At 58.8% G+C, this 25,181-nt stretch carries 22 protein-coding genes; 8 read left to right on the top strand and 14 right to left on the bottom strand.

What is annotated here, in order from left to right; genetic code table 11:
* Positions 1 to 20 precede the first annotated feature (20 nt).
* The 3 genes from glpK to glpD all read left to right on the top strand — a co-directional run bounded on the left by glpK (position 21) and on the right by glpD (position 4,161).
* Complete coding sequence (gene glpK, locus KUF73_RS19590) at positions 21 to 1,526, top strand: glycerol kinase GlpK (protein WP_218439701.1); 1,506 nt, start codon at positions 21 to 23, stop codon at positions 1,524 to 1,526.
* Positions 1,527 to 1,621: 95 nt separating this feature from the next.
* Positions 1,622 to 2,377 (top strand): DeoR/GlpR family transcriptional regulator, encoded by a 756-nt coding sequence (locus KUF73_RS19585; protein WP_218439700.1) that lies wholly within the window; start codon positions 1,622 to 1,624, stop codon positions 2,375 to 2,377.
* 245 nt (positions 2,378 to 2,622) lie between these two features.
* A complete protein-coding gene (gene glpD / locus KUF73_RS19580; RefSeq protein WP_218439699.1) occupies positions 2,623 to 4,161 on the top strand; it encodes a glycerol-3-phosphate dehydrogenase in 1,539 nt (512 codons plus the stop codon).
* 108 nt (positions 4,162 to 4,269) lie between these two features.
* On the opposite strand, the gene KUF73_RS19575 is transcribed toward glpD, so the two are convergent.
* From KUF73_RS19575 to KUF73_RS19565, 3 genes are all read right to left on the bottom strand, one after another.
* Complete coding sequence (locus KUF73_RS19575) at positions 4,270 to 5,376, bottom strand: NADH:flavin oxidoreductase/NADH oxidase (protein ID WP_218439698.1); 1,107 nt, start codon at positions 5,374 to 5,376, stop codon at positions 4,270 to 4,272.
* A 254-nt stretch (positions 5,377 to 5,630) separates the two neighbouring features.
* Positions 5,631 to 7,340 (bottom strand): single-stranded-DNA-specific exonuclease RecJ, encoded by a 1,710-nt coding sequence (recJ, locus tag KUF73_RS19570; protein ID WP_218439697.1) that lies wholly within the window; start codon positions 7,338 to 7,340, stop codon positions 5,631 to 5,633.
* Positions 7,341 to 7,406: 66 nt separating this feature from the next.
* Positions 7,407 to 7,949, bottom strand: coding sequence for a YaeQ family protein (locus KUF73_RS19565; protein WP_053155117.1), 543 nt, complete (start codon positions 7,947 to 7,949; stop codon positions 7,407 to 7,409).
* Positions 7,950 to 8,096: 147 nt separating this feature from the next.
* On the opposite strand from KUF73_RS19565, the gene KUF73_RS19560 reads away from it, so the two are divergent.
* Together KUF73_RS19560 and KUF73_RS19555 are read left to right on the top strand one after the other, a co-directional pair.
* Positions 8,097 to 9,296 (top strand): CaiB/BaiF CoA-transferase family protein, encoded by a 1,200-nt coding sequence (locus KUF73_RS19560; protein WP_218439696.1) that lies wholly within the window; start codon positions 8,097 to 8,099, stop codon positions 9,294 to 9,296.
* Positions 9,250 to 10,218: a TIGR02285 family protein gene (locus tag KUF73_RS19555; protein WP_218439695.1), complete on the top strand. Its 969-nt coding sequence runs from the start codon at positions 9,250 to 9,252 to the stop codon at positions 10,216 to 10,218. Before KUF73_RS19560 ends, KUF73_RS19555 begins: the two co-directional genes overlap by 47 nt.
* A 171-nt stretch (positions 10,219 to 10,389) precedes the next feature.
* Here the strand turns inward: KUF73_RS19555 and KUF73_RS19550 are convergent, their stop codons facing one another.
* The 6 genes from KUF73_RS19550 to xerD all read right to left on the bottom strand — a co-directional run bounded on the left by KUF73_RS19550 (position 10,390) and on the right by xerD (position 17,111).
* Positions 10,390 to 10,677: a DUF3509 domain-containing protein gene (locus KUF73_RS19550; RefSeq protein WP_218439694.1), complete on the bottom strand. Its 288-nt coding sequence runs from the start codon at positions 10,675 to 10,677 to the stop codon at positions 10,390 to 10,392.
* A 157-nt stretch (positions 10,678 to 10,834) separates the two neighbouring features.
* Positions 10,835 to 12,196 (bottom strand): transporter substrate-binding domain-containing protein, encoded by a 1,362-nt coding sequence (locus KUF73_RS19545; RefSeq protein WP_218439693.1) that lies wholly within the window; start codon positions 12,194 to 12,196, stop codon positions 10,835 to 10,837.
* 122 nt (positions 12,197 to 12,318) lie between these two features.
* On the bottom strand, positions 12,319 to 13,728 hold the full coding sequence (gene thrC, locus KUF73_RS19540) for a threonine synthase (protein ID WP_218439692.1): 1,410 nt from the start codon (positions 13,726 to 13,728) through the stop codon (positions 12,319 to 12,321).
* Positions 13,729 to 13,794: 66 nt separating this feature from the next.
* Positions 13,795 to 15,099 carry a homoserine dehydrogenase gene (locus KUF73_RS19535; RefSeq protein WP_218439691.1) on the bottom strand — a complete coding sequence of 435 codons (1,305 nt, stop codon included), beginning with the start codon at positions 15,097 to 15,099 and terminating at the stop codon, positions 13,795 to 13,797.
* A 134-nt stretch (positions 15,100 to 15,233) separates the two neighbouring features.
* Positions 15,234 to 15,965 carry a bifunctional protein-disulfide isomerase/oxidoreductase DsbC gene (gene dsbC / locus KUF73_RS19530; RefSeq protein ID WP_218439690.1) on the bottom strand — a complete coding sequence of 244 codons (732 nt, stop codon included), beginning with the start codon at positions 15,963 to 15,965 and terminating at the stop codon, positions 15,234 to 15,236.
* A gap of 249 nt (positions 15,966 to 16,214) precedes the next feature.
* Positions 16,215 to 17,111, bottom strand: a complete 897-nt coding sequence (xerD, locus tag KUF73_RS19525; protein ID WP_218439689.1) for a site-specific tyrosine recombinase XerD — start codon at positions 17,109 to 17,111, stop codon at positions 16,215 to 16,217.
* A 108-nt stretch (positions 17,112 to 17,219) separates the two neighbouring features.
* Here xerD and KUF73_RS19520 point away from each other — a divergent pair, with 108 nt between their 5' ends.
* Positions 17,220 to 19,028 (top strand): sodium:proton antiporter, encoded by a 1,809-nt coding sequence (locus KUF73_RS19520; protein WP_218439688.1) that lies wholly within the window; start codon positions 17,220 to 17,222, stop codon positions 19,026 to 19,028.
* Positions 19,029 to 19,118: 90 nt separating this feature from the next.
* Here the strand turns inward: KUF73_RS19520 and rplS are convergent, their stop codons facing one another.
* From rplS to ffh, 5 genes are all read right to left on the bottom strand, one after another.
* Positions 19,119 to 19,469: a 50S ribosomal protein L19 gene (rplS, locus tag KUF73_RS19515; protein ID WP_003175895.1), complete on the bottom strand. Its 351-nt coding sequence runs from the start codon at positions 19,467 to 19,469 to the stop codon at positions 19,119 to 19,121.
* Positions 19,470 to 19,514: 45 nt separating this feature from the next.
* Entirely contained in the window at positions 19,515 to 20,267 is a 753-nt protein-coding gene (trmD, locus tag KUF73_RS19510) for a tRNA (guanosine(37)-N1)-methyltransferase TrmD (protein WP_218439687.1), read from the bottom strand.
* Between the two features lie 2 nt (positions 20,268 to 20,269).
* Positions 20,270 to 20,806, bottom strand: a complete 537-nt coding sequence (gene rimM / locus KUF73_RS19505; RefSeq protein ID WP_053155094.1) for a ribosome maturation factor RimM — start codon at positions 20,804 to 20,806, stop codon at positions 20,270 to 20,272.
* 5 nt (positions 20,807 to 20,811) lie between these two features.
* On the bottom strand, positions 20,812 to 21,063 hold the full coding sequence (rpsP, locus tag KUF73_RS19500; protein WP_003198088.1) for a 30S ribosomal protein S16: 252 nt from the start codon (positions 21,061 to 21,063) through the stop codon (positions 20,812 to 20,814).
* Between the two features lie 249 nt (positions 21,064 to 21,312).
* Entirely contained in the window at positions 21,313 to 22,689 is a 1,377-nt protein-coding gene (gene ffh, locus KUF73_RS19495; protein WP_218439686.1) for a signal recognition particle protein, read from the bottom strand.
* A gap of 195 nt (positions 22,690 to 22,884) precedes the next feature.
* On the opposite strand from ffh, the gene KUF73_RS19490 reads away from it, so the two are divergent.
* Positions 22,885 to 23,697, top strand: coding sequence for an inner membrane protein YpjD (locus tag KUF73_RS19490; protein WP_218439685.1), 813 nt, complete (start codon positions 22,885 to 22,887; stop codon positions 23,695 to 23,697).
* Between the two features lie 12 nt (positions 23,698 to 23,709).
* On the top strand, positions 23,710 to 24,954 hold the full coding sequence (locus tag KUF73_RS19485; protein ID WP_218439684.1) for a transporter associated domain-containing protein: 1,245 nt from the start codon (positions 23,710 to 23,712) through the stop codon (positions 24,952 to 24,954).
* The last annotated feature ends 227 nt before the right edge of the window (positions 24,955 to 25,181 follow it).

The following is a 25,181-nucleotide window of genomic DNA, read 5'->3' as shown; positions in this document are numbered from 1 at the left end:
TTTCGTCCAAGGCAATCGACATGACCGACACACAGAATAAGAACTACATCATTGCCCTCGACCAGGGTACGACCAGCTCCCGCGCGATCATTTTCGACCGCGACGCCAACGTGGTCTGCACCGCACAGCGCGAATTCGCCCAGCATTACCCGCAAGCCGGCTGGGTCGAACATGACCCGATGGAAATCTTCGCCACCCAAAGCGCCGTGATGGTCGAAGCCCTGGCGCAAGCCGGCCTGCATCACGACCAGGTTGCGGCCATCGGCATCACCAACCAGCGCGAAACTACGGTGGTCTGGGACAAGAATACCGGCCGCCCGATCTACAACGCGATCGTCTGGCAATGCCGGCGCAGCACAGAGATCTGCCAGCAACTCAAACGCGACGGCCACGAGCAATACATCAGCGACACCACTGGCCTGGTCACCGACCCGTACTTCTCCGGCACCAAACTCAAGTGGATCCTCGACCATGTCGAAGGCAGCCGTGAACGGGCGCGCAACGGCGAACTGCTGTTCGGCACCGTCGACAGCTGGCTGATCTGGAAATTTACCGGCGGTAAAGTCCACGTCACCGACTACACCAACGCCTCGCGCACCATGCTCTTCAACATCCACACACTTGAGTGGGACGCGAAGATGCTGGAGGTACTGGATATTCCGCGGGAGATGCTGCCGCAAGTGAAGTCGTCGTCGGAAATCTACGGCTATACAAAAAGCGGCATCGCCATCGGCGGTATCGCCGGCGACCAACAGGCTGCGCTGTTTGGCCAGATGTGCGTCGAGGCGGGTCAGGCGAAAAATACTTACGGCACCGGTTGCTTCCTGCTGATGAACACGGGCGAAAAAGCCGTGAAGTCCAACCACGGCATGCTGACCACCATCGCCTGCGGCCCACGCGGTGAAGTGGCCTACGCCCTGGAAGGCGCGGTGTTCAATGGCGGCTCCACCGTCCAGTGGCTGCGTGACGAACTGAAGATCATCAACGACGCCCACGACACCGAATACTTCGCCAACAAGGTCAAGGACAGCAATGGCGTGTACCTGGTGCCCGCCTTCACAGGTCTCGGCGCACCTTACTGGGACCCGTATGCCCGAGGCGCATTGTTCGGCCTGACCCGTGGCGTACGCGTGGATCACATTATTCGTGCAGCGCTGGAGTCGATTGCCTACCAGACTCGCGATGTTCTTGATGCCATGCAACAGGACTCCGGCGAACGTCTCAAGGCCCTGCGCGTGGATGGCGGCGCGGTGGCGAACAACTTCCTCATGCAGTTCCAGGCTGACATCCTCGGCACGCAAGTCGAACGCCCGCAAATGCGCGAAACCACGGCGCTGGGTGCGGCTTACCTGGCCGGCCTGGCTTGCGGCTTCTGGGGCAGCCTGGAAGAGTTGCGCGGCAAGGCAGTGATCGAACGCAAATTCGAACCGACGCTGGACGAAGTGGCGAAAGAAAAACTCTACGCCGGCTGGAAAAAAGCCGTCAGCCGTACTCGCGACTGGGAACCCCAGGAAGGGGCTGAATAAGCCAAGGACAGGACGCGCATCTGGTTGTAACTGGCAGGGAGCGGATTCCTGCGGCATCATGGGCAAATTTTGCACGGCAGCCCAAAGGACGCCCCATGAATCTGCCTCCCCGTCAGCAGCAAATCCTCGAACTGGTCCGCGAGCGCGGCTATGTGAGTATCGAGGAGATGGCCCAGCTGTTCGTCGTTACACCGCAGACCATCCGCCGCGATATCAATCAGCTGGCGGAAGCCAATTTATTGCGTCGCTACCACGGCGGCGCAGCCTACGACTCCAGCGTCGAAAACACCGCTTACGCCATGCGCGCCGATCAGATGCGCGACGAGAAACAGCGTATCGGCGAAGCCATTGCCGCCCAGATCCCCGATCACGCGTCGTTGTTCATCAACATCGGTACCACCACCGAATCGATTGCCCGGGCGCTGCTCAATCACAATCATCTGAAAATCATCACCAACAACCTGCATGTGGCCTCGATGCTCAGTGCCAAGGACGACTTCGACGTGCTGCTGACTGGCGGCAATGTGCGGCGTGATGGTGGCGTGGTCGGTCAGGCCAGTGTCGATTTCATCAACCAGTTCAAGGTCGACTTCGCCCTGGTTGGCATCAGCGGTATTGATGAAGACGGCAGCCTGCTGGATTTCGATTACCAGGAAGTGCGGGTGTCCCAGGCGATCATCGCCAATGCCCGACAGGTGATTTTGGCGGCTGACTCCAGCAAATTCGGGCGCAACGCCATGATTCGCCTGGGGCCGATCAGCCTGATCGATTGCCTGGTCACCGATCAGCAGCCGGTGCCGGCGCTGATGCAGTTGTTGAATCAGCACAAGATTCGGTTGGAAGTCGTTTAAGGCTTTTCAGCCTCAAAAGATCGCAGCCTTCGGCAGCTACAGGTTCACTCAAACCTGCAGGAGCTGCCGAAGGCTGCGATCTTTTGCTTTTAATGTTCGAATATTTTCTTTTAACGGCCCTTCGATGAGTATTTTCAATCGAAGCTGACTGGCTGTGCGCGTCTTTATGGGCTAATATTTTCGCAAATGAACATTCATGTTCGAATTCAAATACAGAAAATCAAAAAGTCCCGAGGCCTTTGCCGATGTCCACTTCTACCTTGCCTACGCCCCCTCTCGCCGAGGTCTACGATATCGCCGTCATCGGTGGCGGGATCAATGGTGTGGGGATCGCAGCGGATGCCGCCGGCCGTGGCCTTTCGGTGTTCCTTTGCGAAAAGGATGACTTGGCCAGTCACACCTCCTCCGCCAGCAGCAAACTGATCCACGGCGGCCTGCGCTATCTCGAACATTACGAATTCCGCCTGGTGCGCGAAGCCCTGGCCGAGCGCGAAGTGCTGCTGGCCAAGGCGCCACACATCGTCAAGCAAATGCGCTTCGTGCTGCCACACCGCCCACATCTGCGCCCGGCGTGGATGATCCGCGCCGGTCTGTTCCTGTACGACAACCTTGGTAAACGGGAAAAACTCGCCGGTTCGAAAAGCTTGAAATTCGGCCCGGACAGCCCGCTGAAAAGTGAAATCACTAAAGGCTTCGAATACTCCGATTGCTGGGTCGACGATGCGCGACTGGTTGTCTTGAACGCCATGGCCGCCCGGGAAAACGGTGCTCACGTGCACACCCAGACCCGTTGCGTCAGCGCCCGACGCACCAAAGGTTTGTGGCATTTGCACCTGGAACGCGCTGACGGCAGCCTGTTTTCGATCCGCGCCAAAGCGCTGGTGAATGCCGCCGGCCCGTGGGTCGCCAAGTTCATTCGTGACGACCTGAAGATGGAATCGCCGTACGGCATCCGCCTCATCCAAGGCAGTCACCTGATCGTGCCGAAACTGTACGAAGGCGAACATGCGCACATTCTGCAAAACGAAGATCAGCGCATCGTGTTCACCATTCCATACCTGAACCACTTCACCCTGATCGGCACCACGGACCGCGAGTACACCGGCGATCCGGCAACAGTGGCGATCACCGAAGGCGAAACCGATTACCTGCTGAAAGTGGTCAACGCCCACTTCAAGAAGCAGATCAGCCGCGACGACATCCTCCACAGCTATTCTGGGGTGCGTCCGCTGTGCAACGACGAGTCCGACAACCCGTCGGCCGTCACCCGCGATTACACCCTGGCGCTGTCGGGTAGCGGCGAAGAGGCACCACTGCTGTCAGTGTTCGGCGGCAAGCTGACCACCTACCGCAAGCTCGCCGAGTCGGCGCTGGCGCAACTGGCGCCGTACTTCCAGCACATCAAGCCGAGCTGGACCGCCACCGCGACCTTGCCGGGCGGCGAGGACATGACCACGCCGCAAGCACTTAACTCGCTGATCCGCGACAAGTACGACTGGGTGCCGACCGAAATTTCGCGTCGTTGGGCCACCACCTACGGCAGCCGTGTATGGCGCATGCTCGAAGGCGTACAGAACCTGAGCGACATGGGCGATCACATTGGCGGTGGTCTCTACACCCGCGAAGTCGATTACCTGTGCAGCGAAGAATGGGCCACCAGCGCGCATGACATCCTGTGGCGCCGCAGCAAGCTCGGGTTGTTCACCACTGTCGCGGAACAGGACAAGCTCAAGGATTACCTGAACAAGGTCGAGCAGAACCGCAGCAAGATCGAAGCGGCCTGACCAGGGCGCTGGTCAGGATCAAAAGATCGCAGCCTCGTTTCACTCGAAAGCTCCTACAGGGGAATGCGTTCCATGTAGGAGCTGCCGAAGGCTGCGATCTTTTGATGTTCAGTCACGCAAATCCGATTCATGAATGGGCTGATCACGATGCGTCGCCCGCTGATATTGCGCCGGCCAGACGGCCTTGCGCCCGCCCAGGTCATCGTCCGCGTGCAGCGGCCAGTACGGATCGCGTAACAGTTCACGAGCCAGGAAGATGATGTCGGCCTGACAGGTTCGCAGAATGTGCTCGGCCTGCGCCGGTTCGGTAATCATGCCTACGGTGCCGGTCGCAATTTCAGACTCTTTGCGTACACGTTCGGCGAAGCGTGTCTGATACCCAGGCCCGGTAGGAATTTCCGCGTTGGCCGCCGTGCCGCCCGACGACACATCAATCAGGTCCACACCCAAGGCTTTGAGGCGTCGCGCCAGTTCGACGGTCTCATCAGGATTCCAGCCATCCTCCACCCAGTCGGTGGCCGACACCCGCACGAACAGCGGTAACTCCTCAGGCCACACCGCACGCACCGCTTCGGTGACCTGCAGTACCAGCCGGATGCGATTTTCGAATGAACCGCCGTACTGATCACGCCGCTGATTGCTCAGGGGCGAAAGGAACTGGTGCAACAGATAACCATGGGCGGCATGCACTTCGACCACTTTGAAACCGGCGGTCAGCGCGCGTTTCGCCGAATCGACAAAGGCCTGAATGACGTCAGCGATCTCGCCGTCGTCGAGTTGTTTGGGTTGCGTGTGCTGAGGGTCGAATGCGATCGGCGACGGACCGACGGGCAACCAGCCGCCCTCTTCGGTTTTTACGCTGCCATGCTTGCCAAGCCACGGCCGATAGGTACTGGCCTTGCGCCCCGCATGGGCCAACTGAATGCCGGCAACACCGCCCTGAGCGGCGATGAAGCGAGTAATGCGTTGCAGCGGCTCAATCTGTTCATCGTTCCACAGACCGAGATCTTGCGCGGTGATACGACCGTCGGCGGTGACGGCGGTGGCTTCGGTAAACACCAGCCCCGCGCCGCCAATGGCGCGGCTGCCGAGGTGAACCAGGTGCCAGTCATTGGCCAAGCCATCGACACTGGAATATTGGCACATCGGCGATACCGCAATGCGGTTGAGCAGGGTCAGTTGGCGAAGGGTATAGGGTTCAAGCAGCAGACTCATGGGGCACCTCTCAAATCAGTGGTCAGGCTCCAGGGTTCTGTTTGAAAAGTCGACGAGTGACAGGAAAAAAGCGCAGCACCCGCCCCCGCGGGCAAAAATTCGACAAGACGTCACAAGGATAATCAAGCAGTGCTTAGAGCCTAGTCGACAACGGGGAATATCGGCGGGTTCAAGAAAAGATCGCAGCCTTCGGCAGCTCCTACATGGATCGAAGTAGGCGCTGCCGAAGGCTGCGACTTTTGATCTTTAGCGATTTATCGCGGTTCGATGTGGGCAATCATCAGCTGAACGGTCTCATTGCCGCGAAACTCGTTAACGTCGAGTTTATAGGCCAACTCCACCCACTTGATGGTCGGATTCGGCCAGATGTCGCGGTCAATGCCAAACGCTATGCCATCGAGCTTGACCGAACCGCACTCACTTCTCAGCACCACCTTCAGGTGCCGTTCGCCAACCACACGCTGTTCGACCAGCTGAAACACCCCGTGAAATAGCGGCTCCGGGAAATGCTGGCCCCAAGGGCCGGCATGGCGCAGTGCGCGGGCCAGTTCCAGGTGAAACTCTTCGACCGCCAGGGTGCCATCCGACAGCAGACGTCCGGTCAGGTCCTCTTCGCGCAACTGCCGCCGTACCTCTTCGTCAAAGGCTTCGGCAAACAACGGAAAATTCGCTTCCGGCAGCGTCAGGCCGGCGGCCATGGCGTGACCGCCGTATTTGGTGATCAGGTTCGGATGCTGCGCCGCGACAACACTCAGAGCATCACGAATATGAAAGCCCTGGACCGAACGCCCCGAGCCCTTGAGCAGGCCATCGCCGGCGTCGGCAAAGGCAATGGTCGGACGGAAATAGCGCTCTTTCATCCGCGACGCGAGGATTCCGATGACGCCTTGGTGCCACTCGGGATCGAACAGGCACAAACCGAACGGCATCGATTCCACCGGCAAATCCTTGAGCTGGGCCAGCGCTTCCCGCTGCATACCTTGCTCGATGGATTTACGGTCCTGGTTCATGCCGTCCAGCTGCGCGGCCATTTCATGGGCCAGGCTTGCGTCTTCGGTCAGCAGGCATTCGATGCCCAGGCTCATGTCATCCAGACGCCCCGCCGCGTTCAAGCGCGGGCCGACAATAAAGCCAAGATCGGTGGAGGTGATGCGCGCGTGATCACGCTTGGCCACTTCGAGAATCGCCTTGATTCCGGGGCGGGCCCGACCGGCGCGGATTCGCTCCAGGCCCTGATGCACCAGAATTCGGTTGTTGGCGTCCAGCGGGACCACGTCGGCCACGCTGCCCAGCGCCACCAGGTCAAGCAGTTCGCCGATGTTCGGTTGCGGCTTGCTCTCGTACCAACCGAGGCTGCGCAAGCGCGCGCGCAGGGCCATCAGCACATAGAAAATCACCCCGACACCGGCCAGCGCCTTGCTCGGGAACTCGCAACCCGGCTGATTGGGATTGACGATGGCGTCGGCCAACGGCAGTTCATCGCCGGGCAAGTGGTGATCGGTGACCAGAACATTGAGCCCGGCCTTTTTCGCCGCCGCCACGCCTTCGACGCTGGAAATACCGTTGTCCACGGTGATCAGCAGTTGAGGCTGACGCTCCAGCGCCACCGCGACGATTTCCGGTGTCAGGCCGTAGCCGTAATCGAATCGGTTGGGCACCAGATAGTCGACATGCGCCGCGCCCAGCAGGCGCAAACCCAACGTGCCGACAGTACTGGCTGTCGCGCCATCGGCGTCAAAGTCGCCGACGATCAGAATCCGCTGCCGCAGTTCGAGCGCCGTCACCAGCAAATCCACGGCGGCATCAATGCCCTTGAGTTGCTGGAACGGAATCAACCGTGCCAGGCTCTTGTCCAGCTCGGCTTCGGACTGCACACCCCGCGCCGCGTACAGGCGGGTCAGCAGCGGCGGAATATCACCAAGAAATGGCAGGGTGGCGGGCAGCAGACGAGGTTCGATGCGCATGGGGTGACAGGGGCTTCTTTTCAGTACGTAGGATAAAACCGTGCAATTCGAATGGGCGGCGAAAGATCAGCCGCGTTCGCCGCTCAGCCATTGCAACTGGACTTCATGCTGACCACGATCGTCGGTGACGAAAATTGTCCCTTCGCTGATCATCACGTCCCACTTGATAACACGTGGCATGTCTTTGGCCAGGGTTTCCAGGACTTCCTGCGGCACGGCAGCGATGTGCACGTTTTTCAGGTTTTTGATCGCCGGGATCACTTTGCCTTCCCACACGCGCAGGCTGCCGTAGGCCAGCAGGCTGGTGCGCTCGGTACGGCGGGAGCACCAGGTGAGGCGATCGGCATCCGGCTGGCCGACTTCGATCCAGTGAAGGACACGGTCATCCAGGCTCTTTTCCCACAAGGCCGGTTCATCCACTTCTGACAGACCACGGCCAAACGACAGCTGCTCGTTGTACCAGAGGGCGTAGGCCAGCAGGCGCACCGTCATGCGCTCTTCGGTTTCCGAAGGGTGACGGGCGATGGTCTGCTTGACGCTCTCGTAGACGCTGCGGTCGAGGTCGGTGAGGTTCAGTTCAAACTTGTAGGTCGTGGACGGCTGGGCCATGAACGGGCTTCTTGATACGAGGAAAGTCGGCAAGTCTAACCGATGCGGCAGGCAATCATCGAATTGAAGGCGATCTACCTTGAGCGCCTGACAGTCGGCTATGTTAAAACGCTGTATTCGCTCAGCCTTTTGTCCTACAGGATCCCTATGCCGCTCTCCGCCAAACCGCTGTCCGGTCTGAAAGTCATTGAATTGGGCACCTTGATTGCCGGCCCGTTTGCCTCGCGCATCTGTGCTGAATTTGGTGCCGACGTGGTCAAGATCGAATCACCGGATGGCGGCGACCCGCTGCGCAAATGGCGCAAATTGTATGAGGGCACTTCGCTGTGGTGGTTTGTTCAGGCACGCAACAAAAAGTCCCTGACCCTGAACCTCAAACATCCGGACGGCCTGGCAATTCTGAAAAAACTGCTGAGTGAAGCAGACATCCTGATCGAGAACTTCCGCCCCGGCGTGCTGGAAAAACTCGGCCTGGGCTGGGAAGTCCTGCACGAACTCAATCCGAAACTGGTGATGGTGCGGCTCTCTGGCTTCGGGCAGACCGGTCCGATGAAAGATCAGCCAGGATTTGGTGCGGTGGGTGAATCCATGGGCGGCCTGCGCTACATCACTGGTTTCGAGGACCGCCCACCGGTGCGCACCGGCATTTCCATCGGCGACTCGATTGCCGCGCTCTGGGGCGTGATCGGTGCGCTGATGGCCCTGCGTCACCGCGAGGTCAACGGTGGTCAGGGCCAGGTAGTGGATGTGGCGCTGTATGAAGCGATCTTCGCCATGATGGAAAGCATGGTTCCGGAGTTCGATGTGTTCGGGTTCATTCGCGAACGCACCGGCAACATCATGCCAGGCATTACCCCGTCTTCGATCCACACCAGCGCCGATGGCAAACATGTGCAGATCGGCGCCAATGGCGACGCGATCTTCAAACGCTTCATGCTGATCATCGGCCGTGAAGACCTGGCCACCGACCCGGCGCTGGCCAGTAACGATGGCCGTGACAGCCGACGCGACGAGATTTACGGGGTGATCGATCGCTGGGTCAATTCGCTGCCGCTGGACACTGTGCTCGAACGCTTGAATCAAGCTGACGTTCCGGCCAGCCGGATCTTCAGTGCCGAAGATATGTTCAGCGATCCTCAGTACCTGGCAAGGGAAATGTTCCTACAGGCCAAGCTGCCGGACGGTAAAGACTTCAAGATGCCGGGGATTGTGCCGAAACTCTCTGAGACACCCGGTGATTGTGAATGGGTCGGGCCGCAACTGGGTGAGCACAACGCACAGGTACTCCAGGAACTTGGCTATGACGCGTCGCAGATCACACAACTGCGCAAAGACGGAGCCATCTGAGCTGAAGCGTCTGCTCGCGCGGTTCATCAAACACTGCCTGTTGCGCAACGGGCGGGCGTTGTATGCATTGGCGGGTATGCTGTTGCTCACGGGGCTGGCCTCGCCGATGTTGGCGCAAGCCAAGGAAACCCTGGCCTGGCTGAAGCGCGATCTTCCGCCGCTGTTTATTTTCGAAGGACCGAAAAAGGGTCAAGGCGTTATCGATCAACTGTTAACGCAATTGGTTGCCGGTATGCCGCAGTACCAGCACAGCGTGATGAAGGTCAATCGTGCTCGCGGGCTGCAAATGCTCCGTGAATCCTCCCTAACCTGCGATGCGGCGTTGAACTGGAGCAAAGAGCGCGAAGGCTGGATCGCGTTTTCCGTTCCGGTCTTTCGCGCCATGAGCAATGGCTTGGCTGTGCGACGTATTGATCGGGACACGCTGACGCCTTTCATCAAGGACGGCGAGGTAGACCTCGCGGCCCTGCTGGCTTCCGGCAACATCACCCTGGGAATTATTGCCGAGCGCAATTACGGCGAGTTTCTCGATGCACTGCTCAAACAGGCGCCGCCTAAAGCACTGACGCTCCACTATGGCAACGATGCCTTGGGCAGCCTGTTGCAAATGCAACGTCGGGGGCGCTTGCGCCTGTTGTTGGGCTACCGTCCGGAGATTCGCTACCAGGCCCAACTGCAAGGAATCGCCGAGGATGAATTGCAGTTCTATCCGATTCGCGGCACGGGCAAATATTTGTCCGGCTATATCGGCTGCACCAATACCCCGCAGGGTCGCCAGGCGATCATCGAGATCAACCAACTGCTGCACAACCTGCCCCGCGATCATTTGAGCGAGGGCTATGCCGCCTGGCTTGACCCGGAAAGTCGCAGTGAATACCTCGAAGCGTCCAGAGCGTTTTTTGAGCAGCAGGCCGGGCACTGACAAATCTCGAGGCAAAAAGAAACCCCGAGAAGTGGGGAGACGACTCGGGGTTAAACGTGGCCTACATAAAGACCCGTAGCAGCAAGCGACAAGCACCGGAGCACAATGCTTGATCCTGCTGTTAAAAGGTCTGACTGACCTTGGCGCAGGAAGGTTCCCACAAAAACCAATTCAATTTCGGCTGGCCAGCAGCTTGTCCTGGGCGGCATTGCGCAACGCCGCAATGACACAGGGCTCCAGGCGCCCTTCTGCGATCAGCACATCGCGATGCAAACCGTCGACCACATCCGTGAGCAAACGCTTATCGGTTAACTGCGCCTGATTGAACTCACGATCAACCACGACAGCACCGTTCGTATTCTTCAATGTCACCCGGCATTCGCCACGAATGCCTGACGGGGTCAACGTCACCTGGTACGGGCTCAGAGCCTCACCGAGCAAGAGACTGATACTTTCCATCTCGATCACCACTCAATAGTCCGAAAACGAAGTGCCTGGGGCATCCCTACAGTAAATGACCGCTGGCCCGAGAAGAAAGTTCTGGATTACAGCTGCAGATGAATCTGCGTCTCTGAACGATGGAGCATGCACGGCAAAGATGACAGAGAAAAAACAGTCACGTCACGTCGGTCGGATACGCTGCCCTTCTCTCGGTCCAGCCCCCAAGCAAACCGCGCAGCTGGCCGTCCGCACTGTAGAACGGCACGGTCCACTGGTAGATATCCCTCAGACCGTTGTTGAACAGCAGTTGCCGGTCGCTGAAGCGCATCTTGCGCGTTCCCAACTGGGCCATGAATTCGCCGTGCAACAACTCGGCGGTCGCTTTGGGCAGCACATCCAGCTCGATCAATTGCCGCCCCTGCACCTGATCAAATCGGGTGGACAAGCTCTCCTCGTAACTTTTGTTGCACATGATCAAACGCCCTTGCAGATCACGAACGAACATCGGATCAGGCATGGCATCCATCAACGCATGCTGGAAAGCGAGTTGATCACTGAGACTTTTTTCAGCCTCCAGCCGTTGCCGAACCAACAAGGCCAACCGGCGGTTCCAGAGTAAGGACAGCAGCCCGAATACGCCGGCGACCAACAACGCCCGGCAACCCCACGGGGTAATGCGGTGCCACACAGTGAGCTCTGGCGCCGTGGTTACCCCATTGAGCCATTTCAGGCGAATGGCGCGCAGTTCGGCAGGGGGAAACGCCTCCAGCGCCTTGTTGAGGATGCTCAACAACTGCGGCTGACCTTTACGCACCGCCAGGTAGTCCGGGTCCCACTTGCCCTCGACGATGTGCCCCACTTGAAGCTGACCCGAGGGAAAGAGCCGAGCGCCGATTTCGTTTTCGATGGTGGCAAAGGCCTCACCGCTTTCGACCAAGGCTCGGGCCTCGGCATAGGTTTTCACCGAGCGCAACTCGATGGCCGGGTAGTCGCGGCGAATCATGGGCTCCAGGGCGTGGCGGGTCGGCAACACCAGTACCCGCTTCGCCAACTGCTGCAACGATTGCACCTTTGCAGCGCCGGCCCGGCCAACGAAGACCCAGCCGGCACCACCAAACGCATGGCTGAAGTCCAGAAAGGCCTTACGATCTTCATTCATCGCCAACGTCGTGCTCATGTCCGCCTCACCACGCTCCAGGCGCTCAAGCATCTGTTCGGTGGAAAACGATTCGGCATGAACAAACTGCAACCCTGTCATGGCGCTGATGCGATCAAGCACATCCCTGTTCAAGCCACTCCAATGGCCATGCTCGTCCTTGAACAGGTACCGCGGATATTCCAGCGATGCGACGATGACTAGCGGGTGCTCGGCAATCCACTTCAACTCCCGAGCATCCAGCGTGATCTTTACATCCGCGACGGCCTTACCGGGCTCATGAGCCACCGCGTGCGCCGCCAGTACCCACGGGGTAAAACCCAGGACACCTAGCAGAAACAGCCAGCAGGAGGCTGGCCTTAACCTTGTGAAAAACTGCATTGCCACTTCCTTGGTGATCAGCTCGCCCGTCCTTCATGGGCGACTCTTCCCGACAAGTGTGGCATGCAGAAACGAAGAAGCCCGTCATGAGACGGGCTTCAATGTGTGACAGCTTTTGCCGGTTACAAAGGCTTACCACGGTTGCCATGCTGGCTGACAAAGGCTTGCACAGCCTTCAGGTCATTCGGCAACACGGTGCAACGTTCATCTCGCTCAAACAAATCAGAAAGATGTGCGGGGAGTTCGAGCGCTTTTCCTACACCGGCTTTTTCCACGGCGTCCGGGAATTTCACTGGATGCGCTGTGCCCAGGATCACCATTGGAATATCCAGGCTACGACGGCATTCGCGCGCAGCCTTGACCCCAATGGCGGTATGCGGGTCCAGCACTTCACCGGTCTGCTCGTAGACTTCAGCGATGGTTTCGCAGGTTTGCGCATCATCCACGGCCAGCGAGTCGAACAGTTTGCGTGCTTCAGTCCAGCGCTCTTGCTCGACGCTGAAACCGCCTCCCTGCTTGAAGCTGTCCATCAAGCCGGCGATAGCCGCACCGTTGCGACCGTGCAGGTCGAACAGCAGGCGCTCGAAGTTCGACGACACCATGATGTCCATCGACGGCGACAGCGTGGCGTGCAAGGTTTCCTTGACGTACTGATTGCCGCTCATGAAGCGGTGCAGGATGTCATTGCGGTTGGTGGCGACGATCAACTGGTTGATCGGGAGGCCCATGTTGCGCGCCAGGTAACCGGCGAAGATGTCGCCGAAGTTGCCAGTCGGCACCGAGAACGACACCGAACGCGCCGGGCCGCCCAACTGCAGGGCTGCATGGAAGTAGTAGACGATCTGGGCCATGATCCGCGCCCAGTTGATCGAGTTCACCGCCACCAGGCGCGTACCCTTGAGGAAGCTCTGGTCAGCGAAGCTGTTCTTGACCATTTCCTGGCAGTCATCGAAGTTGCCTTCGATGGCGATGTTGTGGATGTTCTCACCGAAAATGGTGGTCATCTGGCGACGCTGCACTTCGGATACGCGGTTGTGCGGGTGCAGGATGAAGATGTCGACGTTTTCGCAGTGCTTGCAGCCTTCGATGGCAGCCGAGCCAGTGTCGCCGGAAGTGGCGCCGACAATCACTACGCGCTCGCCGCGCTTTTCCAGCACGTAATCGAGCAGGCGACCAAGCAGTTGCAGGGCGAAATCCTTGAACGCCAGGGTCGGGCCGTGAAACAGCTCCAGCACCCATTCATTGCCATTCAACTGGCGCAACGGTGCAACAGAACTGTGGGCGAATACGCCGTAGGTTTCTTCAAGAATCTTTTTGAAATCGGCGTCCGGAATACTGCCGGTGACAAACGGGCGCATCACGCGGAAGGCCAGTTCGTGATACGGCAAGCCGGCCCATGAGGCGATCTCTTCCTGGGTAAAACGTGGCAGGTTTTCCGGGACGTACAGACCGCCGTCAGTGGCTAGACCTGCCAGCAGGACGTCTTCGAAATTCAGGGCCGGTGCCTGGCCGCGGGTACTGATATAGCGCATGACTGGCTCCAATAAAACAGTGTTCGCAAATCCGGGCCCGATCACGGACCCGGTGAACAAATTGACTTAGTTCAAGTGTTCGACGCGGATTCGTACAACCGGACCGACCACGCCCGCCAAGGCTTCCAGCGCGGCGATCGCGTCATTCATGTGCTGTTCCAGCACGCGATGGGTCAGCAGGATCATTGGCACCAGACCGTCATGCTCTTCAGCTTCTTTCTGCATGATCGATTCAATGTTGATGCCGCGCTCCGACAGGATGCTCGCCACTTGAGCCAGCACGCCGGGGTGGTCCTTGGCCTGAATGCGCAGGTAGTACGCGCTTTCGCAGGCTTCGATCGGCAGGATCGGGTGAGCCGACAGCGAATCTGGCTGGAAGGCCAGGTGCGGTACGCGGTTTTCCGGGTCGGACGTCATGGCGCGAACCACGTCCACCAGGTCGGCGATGACCGACGAAGCGGTTGGCTCCATGCCGGCACCGGCGCCGTAGAACAGCGTCGAACCGGCCGCATCACCGTTGACCATCACCGCGTTCATCACGCCGTTGACGTTGGCGATCAGGCGATCGGCCGGGATCAGCGTCGGGTGTACGCGCAGTTCAATACCGGCCGCGGTGCTGCGCGCCACGCCCAGGTGCTTGATGCGATAGCCCAGCGCCTCGGCGTAATTCACGTCTGCGGTGGTCAGCTTGGTGATGCCTTCGGTGTAGGCCTTGTCGAACTGCAACGGAATGCCGAACGCGATGGACGCCAGGATCGTCAGCTTGTGCGCCGCGTCGATGCCTTCGACGTCGAAGGTCGGATCGGCTTCGGCGTAACCCAGGGCTTGAGCCTCAGCCAGTACGTCTTCGAAGGTGCGACCCTTCTCGCGCATTTCGGTAAGGATGAAGTTACCGGTGCCGTTGATGATGCCGGCCACCCAGTTAATGCGGTTGGCGGACAGGCCTTCGCGGATCGCCTTGATGACTGGAATGCCACCCGCCACGGCGGCTTCGAACGCAACAATCACGCCCTTTTCGCGAGCCTTGGCGAAAATTTCGTTACCGTGAACGGCGATCAACGCCTTGTTCGCGGTGACCACATGCTTGCCATTCTCGATGGCCTTGAGTACCAGCTCGCGGGCAACGGTGTAGCCGCCCATCAGCTCTATGACGATGTCGATCTCAGGGTTCGTGGCCACTTCGAAGACATCGTTGGTAATCGCAATACCGGTCGTTTGGAACTGAGGCTTTGGCGTGCGCATGGCAATTTGTGCCACTTCGATTCCACGCCCGGCACGACGAGCAATTTCCTCGGCGTTGCGCTGAAGTACGTTGAAGGTACCGCCACCGACGGTTCCTAACCCACAGATGCCTACTTTGACCGGTTTCACTGTGAACTCCCCATAAAACGGCCGACTCAAGGCCGGCCGTGAAAACAACCGCGTGCTCGCGGTTCTCTATTAATGGCCCGGCAAATGTTGCCACCGGACCATGATCGTCAAAGGCTGACCGTGACGATGCGAATTTACTTCGCGCCCAGCGCCAGTTTGGCGACTTGTGGCGCAGGCTGGTAGCCCGGAATGACCTGACCGTCGGCCAAAACGATGGCCGGTGTGCCGTTCACGCCGATCGACTGACCGAGGGCAAACTGCTTGGATACTGGGTTATCGCACTTGGCGGCCTTGATTTCCTTGCCGTCGACCATTTTGTCCATGGCTGCTTTCTTGTCTTTCGAGCACCACACCGCTTGCAACTGTTCGTCACCCGGCGAGCCCAAACCCTGGCGCGGGAACGCCACGTAACGCACTTCGATGCCGCGCTTGTTCAGCTCAGGCACTTCGGCATGCAGCTTGTGGCAATACGGGCAGGTGGTGTCGGTGAATACGGTGATGTGCGATTTGGTTTCACCGATGGCCGGATAAACGACGGTTTCAGCGACCGGGATATCGTTGATCAGCTTGGAGATGCCCAGGCGTTCGGTTTTTTCGGTCAGGTTGACCGGCTTTCCGTCCTTGAGATCGAACAGGTAGCCCTGCACCACGTATTGGCCATCGGCGCTGGCGTACAGCACGCGGCTGCCCTTGAGTTTGACTTCGTACAGGCCGGGCAGCGGGCTGGCGGTGATGCTCTCTACCGGCACTTCGAGCTGGAGGCTTTCCAGGCTTTTACGGATGGCTTTGTCGGCCGCGTCATCGGCGACGGCAAAGGTGCTGACCAACGCAATGGCGGCGGCGGCGAAAATCTGGGTCAGACGCATGAGAACTCCTGAAGGCGGACAAATGGGACAGCCAGAACGCCCGTGCCGAAACACCGGGTCTTAACCGCCCATCGTGCAAACCGGCAAAGCCTACCACATAAGGCCGGCGTGGCCGAATGCGCCTGTCGCAAGACATCTTGTTACCGACACAGACTCATGTAGGAGCTGCCGAAGGCTGCGATCTTTTGATCTTAAAAAATCCAAGTCAAAAGATCGCAGCCTTCGGCAGCTCCTACATGGAAATTTGAGTCAGCCACGCGGATGGTGTTTGGCGTGCAATTCCTGCAAGCGCGCCCGGGCGACGTGAGTATAGATCTGCGTGGTCGACAGATCGCTGTGCCCTAGAAGCATCTGCACCACCCGCAGGTCGGCGCCGTGGTTAAGCAAGTGCGTGGCAAACGCGTGGCGTAGCGTGTGCGGCGACAACGATTTGCCAATCCCCGCGACCTTGGCCTGATGCTTGATGCGGTGCCAAAAGGTCTGTCGTGTCATCTGCTCGCCGCGCTGACTGGGGAACATCACGTCGCTGGGACGTCCACCGAGCAGTTCGCCCCGGCCATCACGCAGGTAGCGCTCGACCCAGACAATCGCCTCCTCGCCCATTGGCACCAGCCGTTCCTTACTGCCTTTGCCCATCACTCGCAGCACACCCTGGCGCAGGTTGACCTGTTCCAGCGTCAGGCTGATCAACTCGGTCACCCGCAACCCGCAGGCATACAGCACCTCAAGCATGGCGCGATCACGCTGGCCGATGGGCTCGCTCAAGTCCGGTGCCTTCAATAGCGCCTCAACGTCAGCTTCCGACAGGGACTTAGGCAACGGCCTACCCAGTTGCGGCATGTCGATGCGAAGCGTCGGATCGACGGCGATCAGTTTTTCCCGCAGCAAATAGCGATAGAAGCCACGCACGCCAGAGAGAAATCGGGCGGTTGAACGGGGTTTGTAGTTTTGCTCCAGGCGCCAGGCCAAGTGATCGAGGATCAACTCTCGACCGGCGTTGATCAGCTCCAGCCCCTTCTCCTGCAACCAGCCGTTGAACAGGGCCAGATCGCTGCGATAGGCGTCGCGAGTGTTATCGGAGAGACCTTTCTCCAGCCACAGGGCGTCGAGGAACTGATCAATCAATGGGTGTTCGATGGCAGGCATGGGCACTCGAGACGCGCAGCCTTGAAGCCACGCGTAAATAATCAGGAAGACTGTAGAAACGGCCGCTAGTCTTTCATAGCCCGCCACTTCAAGGAACAGGGAGCTGCAATGAGCGAACAGCAGATTTTGTTGGCATTTGGTGGCATTGGTGCGGGGGCGCTGGCTTGCCAATGGCTGGCCTGGCGCCTGAAGTTGCCAGCGATTTTGTTTCTGTTGTTGACCGGCATATTGGTCGGTCCGGTATTGCACTTGCTCGATCCACAGGAAATGTTTGGCCCCCTGCTAATGCCATTGGTGTCCCTGGCGGTGGCGCTGATTCTGTTCGAAGGCAGCATGACGCTGAAACTCTCGGAGTGGCGCGAGATCGGCAGCGTGGTTCATCGCCTGGTAACCATTGGCGCCCTTTCCACCTGGCTGGTGATCGCGGTGGCGACGCATTGGTTGCTGGGCTTTGACTGGCTACTGGCAATCCTGTTCGGCAGCCTGACGCTGGTCACAGGCCCCACTGTCATCGTGCCGATGTTGCGTGTGGTCAGGCCAAAAGCCTCGATTTCCAACATCCTGCGCTGGGAAGGCATCGTTATCGACCCCATCGGTGCCTTGCTGGCGGTGGTGGTCTACAGCTTCATCATCGCCCGGGCCTCAGGCGATGAGTTGAGTCAAAGCCTGCTCACGTTTGGCGGCGTCATTCTGTGTGGCAGCGGGTTCGGGTGCGCTGGAGGCTGGCTGCTCGGCATCCTCATACGACGCCAGTGGCTGCCCGAATACTTGCAAAACCTGGCAGCGCTGGCGGCGGTACTGGGCATTTTCATCGTGTCCAACGAGGTCATGCATGAATCCGGGTTACTGGCCGTAACGCTGATGGGCATGTGGCTGGCGAACATGAAGGGCGTGGATGTTCGGCAGATTCTGCACTTCAAGGAAAACCTCAGCGTGCTGCTGATCTCCGGGCTGTTCATTTTGCTGGCAGCGCGCCTGGACCTGACGGCGTTGATCGGTCTCGGACCGCTGGTGCTGATTCTGCTGCTGATCATTCAATTCATCGCCCGACCATTGAATGTGCTGCTCTCTACGGCCGGATCACAGCTGAGCTGGCGTGAGCGAGCGCTGCTGGCGTGGATTGCGCCACGGGGGATAGTCGCCGCAGCCGTCTCGGCGATTTTTGCAATTCGCCTGGACGAAGCCGGCCATGAAGGCGCCCTGCTGTTGGTGCCGCTGACATTTGCCGTGATCATCGGCACGGTGGTTTTGCAAAGTGCCACTGCCCGCCCTCTGGCGCGCCTGTTGAAAGTCGCGGAGCCCGCGCCCAGCGGTTTCCTGATCGTCGGTGCGAATGGCCCCGCACGCATCCTCGGCAAAGCCCTGCAACAACTTGGAAGCCGGGTGCTGCTGACTGATTCGAGTTGGGAGAATATTCGCGCGGCGCGCATGGACGGATTACCGACCTACTTCGGCAATCCGGCTTCCCAGCATGCCGACGCCCATCTGGACCTGGTCGGCCTCGGACACTTGTTGACGCTGTCACCGTCCGGCGAATTGAACACCCTCGCGTCGATGCGTTTCCGGCATGACTTTGGTCATCAGCGACTGTTTGGCCTGGCCAGTGGCCAGGAAAGCCGACGCTCCGACAAGCACCGCGCCAGTCATGAGCATCGCGGGCGTTTGCTTGGCAGCGAGGACTTGACCTACAACCACTTGGCCAATCAGCTGCATCAGGGCTCGGAGCTGTACAGCACGAACCTGACCGAGGGATTTGGCTGGGTGGAATACCAGGCACTCCATGGAGAGCGGGCAATGGTGTTATTCGCCCGTGACGACAGCGGGTGGGTGCATGTGGCGACGTCGGACAGCGGGTTGAAGCCCGGAGCGGGATGGACGTTGGTGGCGTTGATTCAACCTGAGACCGGCGTCGCCTGATTCGCGCGCAAGCCCGTTCCTGCTGCGGATAAATTGCAGGCAACAAAAAAGCAGCCCGCAGGCTGCTTTTTTTTGCATCGGAAGCTGGACTTAAGCCAGTTTTTCCTTGATGCGAGCTGCTTTACCGGACAGGTCACGCAGGTAGTACAGCTTGGCTTTACGTACGTCACCGCGACGTTTAACGGCCATGCTGTCGATTTGCGGGCTGTAGGTCTGGAAAGTACGCTCTACGCCAACACCGTTGGAGATTTTACGAACGGTGAATGCACTGTTTACGCCGCGGTTACGCTTGGCGATAACAACACCTTCGAACGCTTGCAGACGCGAACGGTCGCCTTCCTTTACTTTCACCTGAACGACAATGGTGTCGCCCGGGGCAAAGGTAGGGATCTCTTTGGTCATCTGCTCTGCTTCGAGTGCAAGGATGATTTTGTTAGTCATGCTGTGCTCCTAAGGTAAATCGTCGGATCTACCATCGATACGTTGTTAACTATCGTCCCGCTCGCGGATGTATTCCTCGAGCAGCTTCTTCTCTTCTCCAGAAAGCGAGCGGCTTTCCAGAAGATCGGCGCGTCGTTCAAAGGTCCTACCAAGGGACTGCTGTAAACGCCAACGCCGGATGTGCGCGTGATTGCCACTTAGCAATACGTCGGGAACACGCTGATCCGCATACACCTCCGGTCGGGTGTAGTGCGGGCAATCCAGCAAACCATCCGTAAAGGAATCTTCCTCGGCGGAGTCCGCATGCCCTAAAGCTCCAGGCAGCAGTCGTGTAACCGCATCGATCAGGACCATCGCCGGCAGCTCGCCGCCAGACAGTACATAGTCGCCAATCGACCACTCTTCATCGACATGAGCTTCAATAAATCGCTCGTCAATGCCTTCATAGCGGCCGGCAATCAGGATCAATGCATCCAGATTCGCCAACTCGCGTACCGCCGACTGATTCAGTTGGCGGCCTTGGGGCGACAGGTAAATCACCTTCGCGCCCTCCCCGGCGACTGCCTTGGCCTGAACCAGAGCATCTTCCAGGGGCTTGATCTTCATCACCATGCCCGGACCACCGCCAAATGGGCGATCATCCACAGTGTGATGTCGATCCGTCGTGTAGTCTCGCGGATTCCAACAGGTCAGCTGCAAGAGCCCCTGTTTCACCGCACGACTGGTGATGCCGTACTCGCTGATGGCGGAGAACATCTCGGGAAACAAACTGATCACTTCTACGCGCAAGTTAGCCACGCTTAGAAGTCCGCGTCCCAATCCACCTTCATCTCACCTGCGGCGAGGTCGATGGCCAACACGCATTGCTCGGTATAGGGCAACAGGCGTTCGCGATCATCCAGGCTGCCAGCGCAAGGCTTGACCACCATTACATCATTCGAGCCGGTCTCCAGCAGGTGATCGATCTTCCCGAACAGTTGCCCGAGGGTGTCGATGACCTTGAGACCTTCCAGCTGGTACCAGTAGTACTCGCCGTCGGTCAGTTCAGGGAACAGGTTGCGCGGCACGCAGATCTCATAACCGGCCAGAAGACGAGCTTCTTCACGATCATCGAGACCCTTGAGCTTTGCGACCAGGAATTTGTCATTCCCGCGTCCGCTGACCAGCTCTACCTGCTTTACATTGCCGTCACGCTTGAGCGTCCAGGTTTTGTATTCCAGCAGGTTCTTAATCGGATCAGTAAAGGAGTACACCTTCACTTCGCCGCGAACGCCGTGAACCGAGTAAATCTTGCCGATAACGATCAAATCATCAGCAACAGCTGGCGTCGCGTTCATATTGCTCAGGCCGCAGCCTTAGCAGATTCCTTCAACAACTGAGCAACGCGCTCAGAAGGTTGTGCACCAACGCTCAGCCAGTAGGCTACGCGCTCTTGGTTCACGGACAGACGAACTTCTTGACCACGAGCAACAGGGTTGAAGAAACCAACCTGTTCCTTGTGCGAACCGTCGCGCGGGTTGCGGCTGTCGGTTACGGTCAAGTGGTAAAACGGGCGCTTTTTGGAGCCGCCAAGGGCAAGACGGATTGTTAGCATGTGAACATCGTTCCTGTAGTCGGTGCTGCAAATCTAAAGGCACAGCGGGCATGGGTGCCCGAAAGGCCGCATATTCTAAGGAATATCCGGACTTTTGCAAATGTCTTTTTCCGGCAGCCTTTCGGTCGCCATCAAGATTTGCTATAGAGCCGTCGGTAAAAACGGCCGGTCAGCTCCCGCCAAGTGCGGGTTTGCTGGATCTCCCACATCCGTGTGGGTAGCGCAAGAGCGTGCCCTTGCGCGATTTTTTTACATTTTTGGCATGCCGCCGCCGGGCAACATACCGCCCATGCCGCGCATCATTTTGGCCATTCCGCCTTTCGCGGAGAATTTCTTCATCATCTTCTGCATTTGCTTGTGTTGCTTGATCAAGCGACCGATGTCCTGCACCTGAGTGCCGGAACCCATGGCGATACGACGTTTGCGCGAACCGCTGATCAGCTCAGGGTCACGGCGCTCGGCCGGGGTCATGGAATTGATGATGGCTTCCATCTGCTTGAATTGCTTCTCTGCCGCAGTCTGGGCGTTGCCCATTTGCGCCAGGTTGACACCGCCCATGTTCGGCAGTTTGTCCATGAGGCCGCCGAGGCCGCCCATGTTTTTCATCTGTTGCAGCTGATCACGGAAGTCTTCGAGGTCGAAGCCCTTACCCTTCTTCAGCTTCTTGGCCAGCTTGTCGGCCTTGTCCTTGTCGAGGGTCGCTTCCGCTTGCTCGATCAGACTGAGCACATCACCCATGCCAAGGATGCGCGAGGCAATACGCTCCGGGTGAAACGGATCGAGCGCTTCGCTCTTCTCGCCCATACCGATGAACTTGATCGGCTTGCCGGTAATGGCACGCACCGACAGCGCGGCACCGCCACGGGCGTCGCCGTCGACCTTGGTCAGGATCACACCGGTCAGCGGCAACGCATCGCCGAACGCCTTGGCCGTGTTGGCCGCGTCCTGGCCGGTCATGGCGTCAACCACGAACAGGGTTTCGACCGGGTTGATCGCGGCATGCAGCGCCTTGATCTCGCCCATCATCTCTTCATCGATGTGCAGACGACCGGCGGTGTCGACGATGACCACGTCGATGAATTTGAGTTTTGCTTCTTTAATAGCTGCTTGTGCGATATCGACCGGCTTCTGGCTCAGGTCGGACGGGAAGAACGTAACGCCGACTTCACCCGCAAGCATTTCCAGCTGCTTGATCGCCGCCGGACGGTAAACGTCCGCCGACACGACCATGACCGATTTCTTCTTGCGCTCTTTAAGGAAGCGCGCGAGCTTGCCGGCGGTGGTGGTTTTACCCGCACCCTGCAAACCGGCCATCAGGATGACCGCTGGCGGAACGGCGCTCAGGTTCAGGTCTTCGTTGGCGGCACCCATCAGGCTTTCGAGTTCGGCCTGGACGATCTTCACGAAGGCCTGGCCCGGCGTCAGGCTGCGCGACACCTCGGTGCCGACGGCGCGTTCCTTGACCGAATTGACGAAGTCTTTGACCACCGGCAAGGCGACGTCGGCCTCGAGCAACGCCATGCGCACTTCGCGCAGGGTGTCTTTGATGTTGTCTTCGGTCAGCTTGGCCTTGCCGGTGACATGGCGAAGCGTCTGCGAGAGGCGGTCGGTTAAGTTTTCAAACATTGCGCGATCCTTTCAGGCCCTGTGTAGACCGGGATAATGGCGGCCCGGACCGGACTAAACATGTGCTCGGCGAGCCTGCGGCGTGGGCAGGTCGCGGATTATAGCGAAGACTGCGTCTGGCGGACACCTCGCACTTTCGTGCTGCGTGGGTTCTATGCCAAACTCAGCGGCTTTCGGGCTTGCCTAACAGGATTTATGCTCCCCTTGTCACCCAGCTTGCTTACCACTCTCGCCGCCGCCTGCTTATATGCCGCTGCGACTCTCTATCAGGGCACTCGCCTGGCCAATGGTGCCAAGGCGAACAAACGCCTGCTGGTGACGCTCGGCGTGCTTGCCGTGCTGGCCCACAGCGCCAGCCTGCTCACTCACTTGCTGACGCCGATCGGCCTGGGCCTGGACTTTTTCAGTGCCGCCAGCCTGATTGCCGCTGCCGTCATCGCCTTGACGCTGCTGGCCTGCTCGCGCATCCCGGTGGAAAACCTGCTGGTGCTGCTGTTCCCGCTCGGGGCCGCGACCGCTCTGCTCGCACAGTTCGCCCCTGCCGGCACGGTGCAAGTCATCGACGAAGAGCCGGGCATTCTCGCCCACATCCTATTGTCGATCCTTGCCTATGGCATGTTCACTATCGCCGTGTTCCAGGCCTTGCTGCTGCTGGTTCAGGATCATCAACTCAAGCACAAACACCCGTCTGGCCTGATCAAGAACTTCCCGCCACTGCAAACCATGGAAAGCTTGCTGTTCGGTTTCCTCTGGGCTGGCTGGACCTTGCTGTCGCTGTCGCTGATCTCGGGCTGGCTGTTCGTCGAAAACCTGTTCGCCCAGCATCTGGTGCACAAAACGTTGCTGGCCTGCCTGGCCTGGATCGTCTTCAGCGTGCTGCTCTGGGGCCGTAACCGCCTCGGCTGGCGCGGGCACAAGGCCATTCGCTGGACCCTTGCCGGTTTCTGCCTGCTGATGCTGGCGTATTTCGGCAGTAAGCTGGTTCGTGAATACATCCTGCACATCTGACGGGCGGTATTAATGGACGACTTGCCCATAGGGCCGATGCTTGCAGTAGTGGCTCTGCTGATTTTATGGTCAGGGCTGTTTACCGCTATCGAAGCCGCGCACCAGCATGTGCTGGCCCTGCGCACTGCCTCGCGTTCAAGCGACCAGCCGCTGGCCAGGCTGAGCTTTCCGCTTAACAGCCTGATCTTCTGCAATACCCTGTGCCGTACGCTGCTGGTGATCATCTGTACCTTGCTGGGGATATTTATCTGGGCCGAAAACGGTCCTTGGCTGGCCTGCCTGGGCGCCGGCGCCCTTGTGCTGGTGTTTGCCGACTTCCTGCCGCGCGCCCTTGCCGTCCGTCATCCGGATGCGATCCTGGCCTTCGGCAACAATCTGCTTCGCATTCCCCTGAAAATCATTTACCCGGCAGCCTGGTTGCTCAACGCCACCAGCCAATTGCTGATGCGCCCCCTCGCACGCAAAGCCAAAGTGGTGCAACAGAGCGAAGACGAGACACCCAATGACCGGCACGACGATCGCGAACCCGCCGTCTGCCGCCCGCATTCGCTGCCGGGCATTCATGCCCTGGACAACATTACGGTCAATGACATTCTCGTACCGCGCAGTGAAGTCGACGGCATCAATCTGGACGATCCGATCGAAGAAATCATCGAGCAACTGCGCCACAACAAGCGCACGCGCCTGCCAGTGTTCCATAGCGATATCAACCAGGTCGAAGCCGTACTCAACACCCGCCAAATCGGCCACTTGCTGGCTGACGGGAGCCTGACACGAGAAGCGTTGCTGGCGGCCAGTCGCGAACCGTACTTCGTACCGGAAAGCACCCCGCTGCAACTGCAATTGCTGAACTTCCACAAACAGCAACGACGCCTGGGCATGGTGGTCGACGAATATGGCGAAGTGCTTGGCATCGTGACCCTGGAAGACATTCTCGAAGAAATCGTCGGCGAGTTCGAAAGCCAGCAAACCCTGAACAACCCGCACATCCATCCTCAGGCCGATGGCCGCTTGGTAATCGATGGTGCAGCGTCCATCCGCGAATTGAACAAGAGCCTTGGCTGGCATTTGCCAAGCGACGGCCCGAAGACCTTGAATGGTTTGGTAACCGAAGCGTTGGAGACCATTCCTGAGAGTGCGGTTTGCCTGAAGATCGGGCGCTATCGGCTGGAGATTCTGGAGACGGAAGACAATCGCGTTACGCGGGTGCTGATCTGGCATATCAGCCCGGCGCCGTCGACTGTGTCTGTCCGTTAGAAAGTCAAAAGATCGAAGCCTTCGACAGCGCCTACATCTGGAATGCGTTACGCCTGTAAGAGCTGCCGAAGGCTGCGATCTTTTGCTCTTGTTGAATCGTTAGCCGCCTTCCTATAATCCAACAGCTTACCCAAGCCCCGCCACATCCAGTGCTACCCGCACCCTGCTCCAAACCCACATCCCTGGGTGTTCGACCATAATAATTCGCTCCACTGGGGCACATGACT

Origin of the sequence: Pseudomonas sp. PD9R (assembly GCF_019200975.1) — a bacterium.
GTDB lineage: Bacteria > Pseudomonadota > Gammaproteobacteria > Pseudomonadales > Pseudomonadaceae > Aquipseudomonas.
This window is presented reverse-complemented; position numbering and strand designations above follow the sequence as displayed.

What these genes read in the sequence shown, in the direction of transcription:
- glpK (WP_218439701.1), top strand. Translation starts at nt 21, where the DNA reads ATGACCGACACACAGAATAAGAACTACATCATTGCCCTCGACCAGGGT.
- KUF73_RS19585 (WP_218439700.1), top strand. Translation starts at nt 1,622, where the DNA reads ATGAATCTGCCTCCCCGTCAGCAGCAAATCCTCGAACTGGTCCGCGAG.
- glpD (WP_218439699.1), top strand. Translation starts at nt 2,623, where the DNA reads ATGTCCACTTCTACCTTGCCTACGCCCCCTCTCGCCGAGGTCTACGAT.
- KUF73_RS19575 (WP_218439698.1), bottom strand. Translation starts at nt 5,376, where the DNA reads ATGAGTCTGCTGCTTGAACCCTATACCCTTCGCCAACTGACCCTGCTC.
- recJ (WP_218439697.1), bottom strand. Translation starts at nt 7,340, where the DNA reads ATGCGCATCGAACCTCGTCTGCTGCCCGCCACCCTGCCATTTCTTGGT.
- KUF73_RS19565 (WP_053155117.1), bottom strand. Translation starts at nt 7,949, where the DNA reads ATGGCCCAGCCGTCCACGACCTACAAGTTTGAACTGAACCTCACCGAC.
- KUF73_RS19560 (WP_218439696.1), top strand. Translation starts at nt 8,097, where the DNA reads ATGCCGCTCTCCGCCAAACCGCTGTCCGGTCTGAAAGTCATTGAATTG.
- KUF73_RS19555 (WP_218439695.1), top strand. Translation starts at nt 9,250, where the DNA reads ATGACGCGTCGCAGATCACACAACTGCGCAAAGACGGAGCCATCTGAG.
- KUF73_RS19550 (WP_218439694.1), bottom strand. Translation starts at nt 10,677, where the DNA reads ATGGAAAGTATCAGTCTCTTGCTCGGTGAGGCTCTGAGCCCGTACCAG.
- KUF73_RS19545 (WP_218439693.1), bottom strand. Translation starts at nt 12,196, where the DNA reads ATGCAGTTTTTCACAAGGTTAAGGCCAGCCTCCTGCTGGCTGTTTCTG.
- thrC (WP_218439692.1), bottom strand. Translation starts at nt 13,728, where the DNA reads ATGCGCTATATCAGTACCCGCGGCCAGGCACCGGCCCTGAATTTCGAA.
- dsbC (WP_218439690.1), bottom strand. Translation starts at nt 15,965, where the DNA reads ATGCGTCTGACCCAGATTTTCGCCGCCGCCGCCATTGCGTTGGTCAGC.
- xerD (WP_218439689.1), bottom strand. Translation starts at nt 17,111, where the DNA reads ATGCCTGCCATCGAACACCCATTGATTGATCAGTTCCTCGACGCCCTG.
- KUF73_RS19520 (WP_218439688.1), top strand. Translation starts at nt 17,220, where the DNA reads ATGAGCGAACAGCAGATTTTGTTGGCATTTGGTGGCATTGGTGCGGGG.
- rplS (WP_003175895.1), bottom strand. Translation starts at nt 19,469, where the DNA reads ATGACTAACAAAATCATCCTTGCACTCGAAGCAGAGCAGATGACCAAA.
- rimM (WP_053155094.1), bottom strand. Translation starts at nt 20,806, where the DNA reads ATGAACGCGACGCCAGCTGTTGCTGATGATTTGATCGTTATCGGCAAG.
- rpsP (WP_003198088.1), bottom strand. Translation starts at nt 21,063, where the DNA reads ATGCTAACAATCCGTCTTGCCCTTGGCGGCTCCAAAAAGCGCCCGTTT.
- ffh (WP_218439686.1), bottom strand. Translation starts at nt 22,689, where the DNA reads ATGTTTGAAAACTTAACCGACCGCCTCTCGCAGACGCTTCGCCATGTC.
- KUF73_RS19490 (WP_218439685.1), top strand. Translation starts at nt 22,885, where the DNA reads ATGCTCCCCTTGTCACCCAGCTTGCTTACCACTCTCGCCGCCGCCTGC.
- KUF73_RS19485 (WP_218439684.1), top strand. Translation starts at nt 23,710, where the DNA reads ATGGACGACTTGCCCATAGGGCCGATGCTTGCAGTAGTGGCTCTGCTG.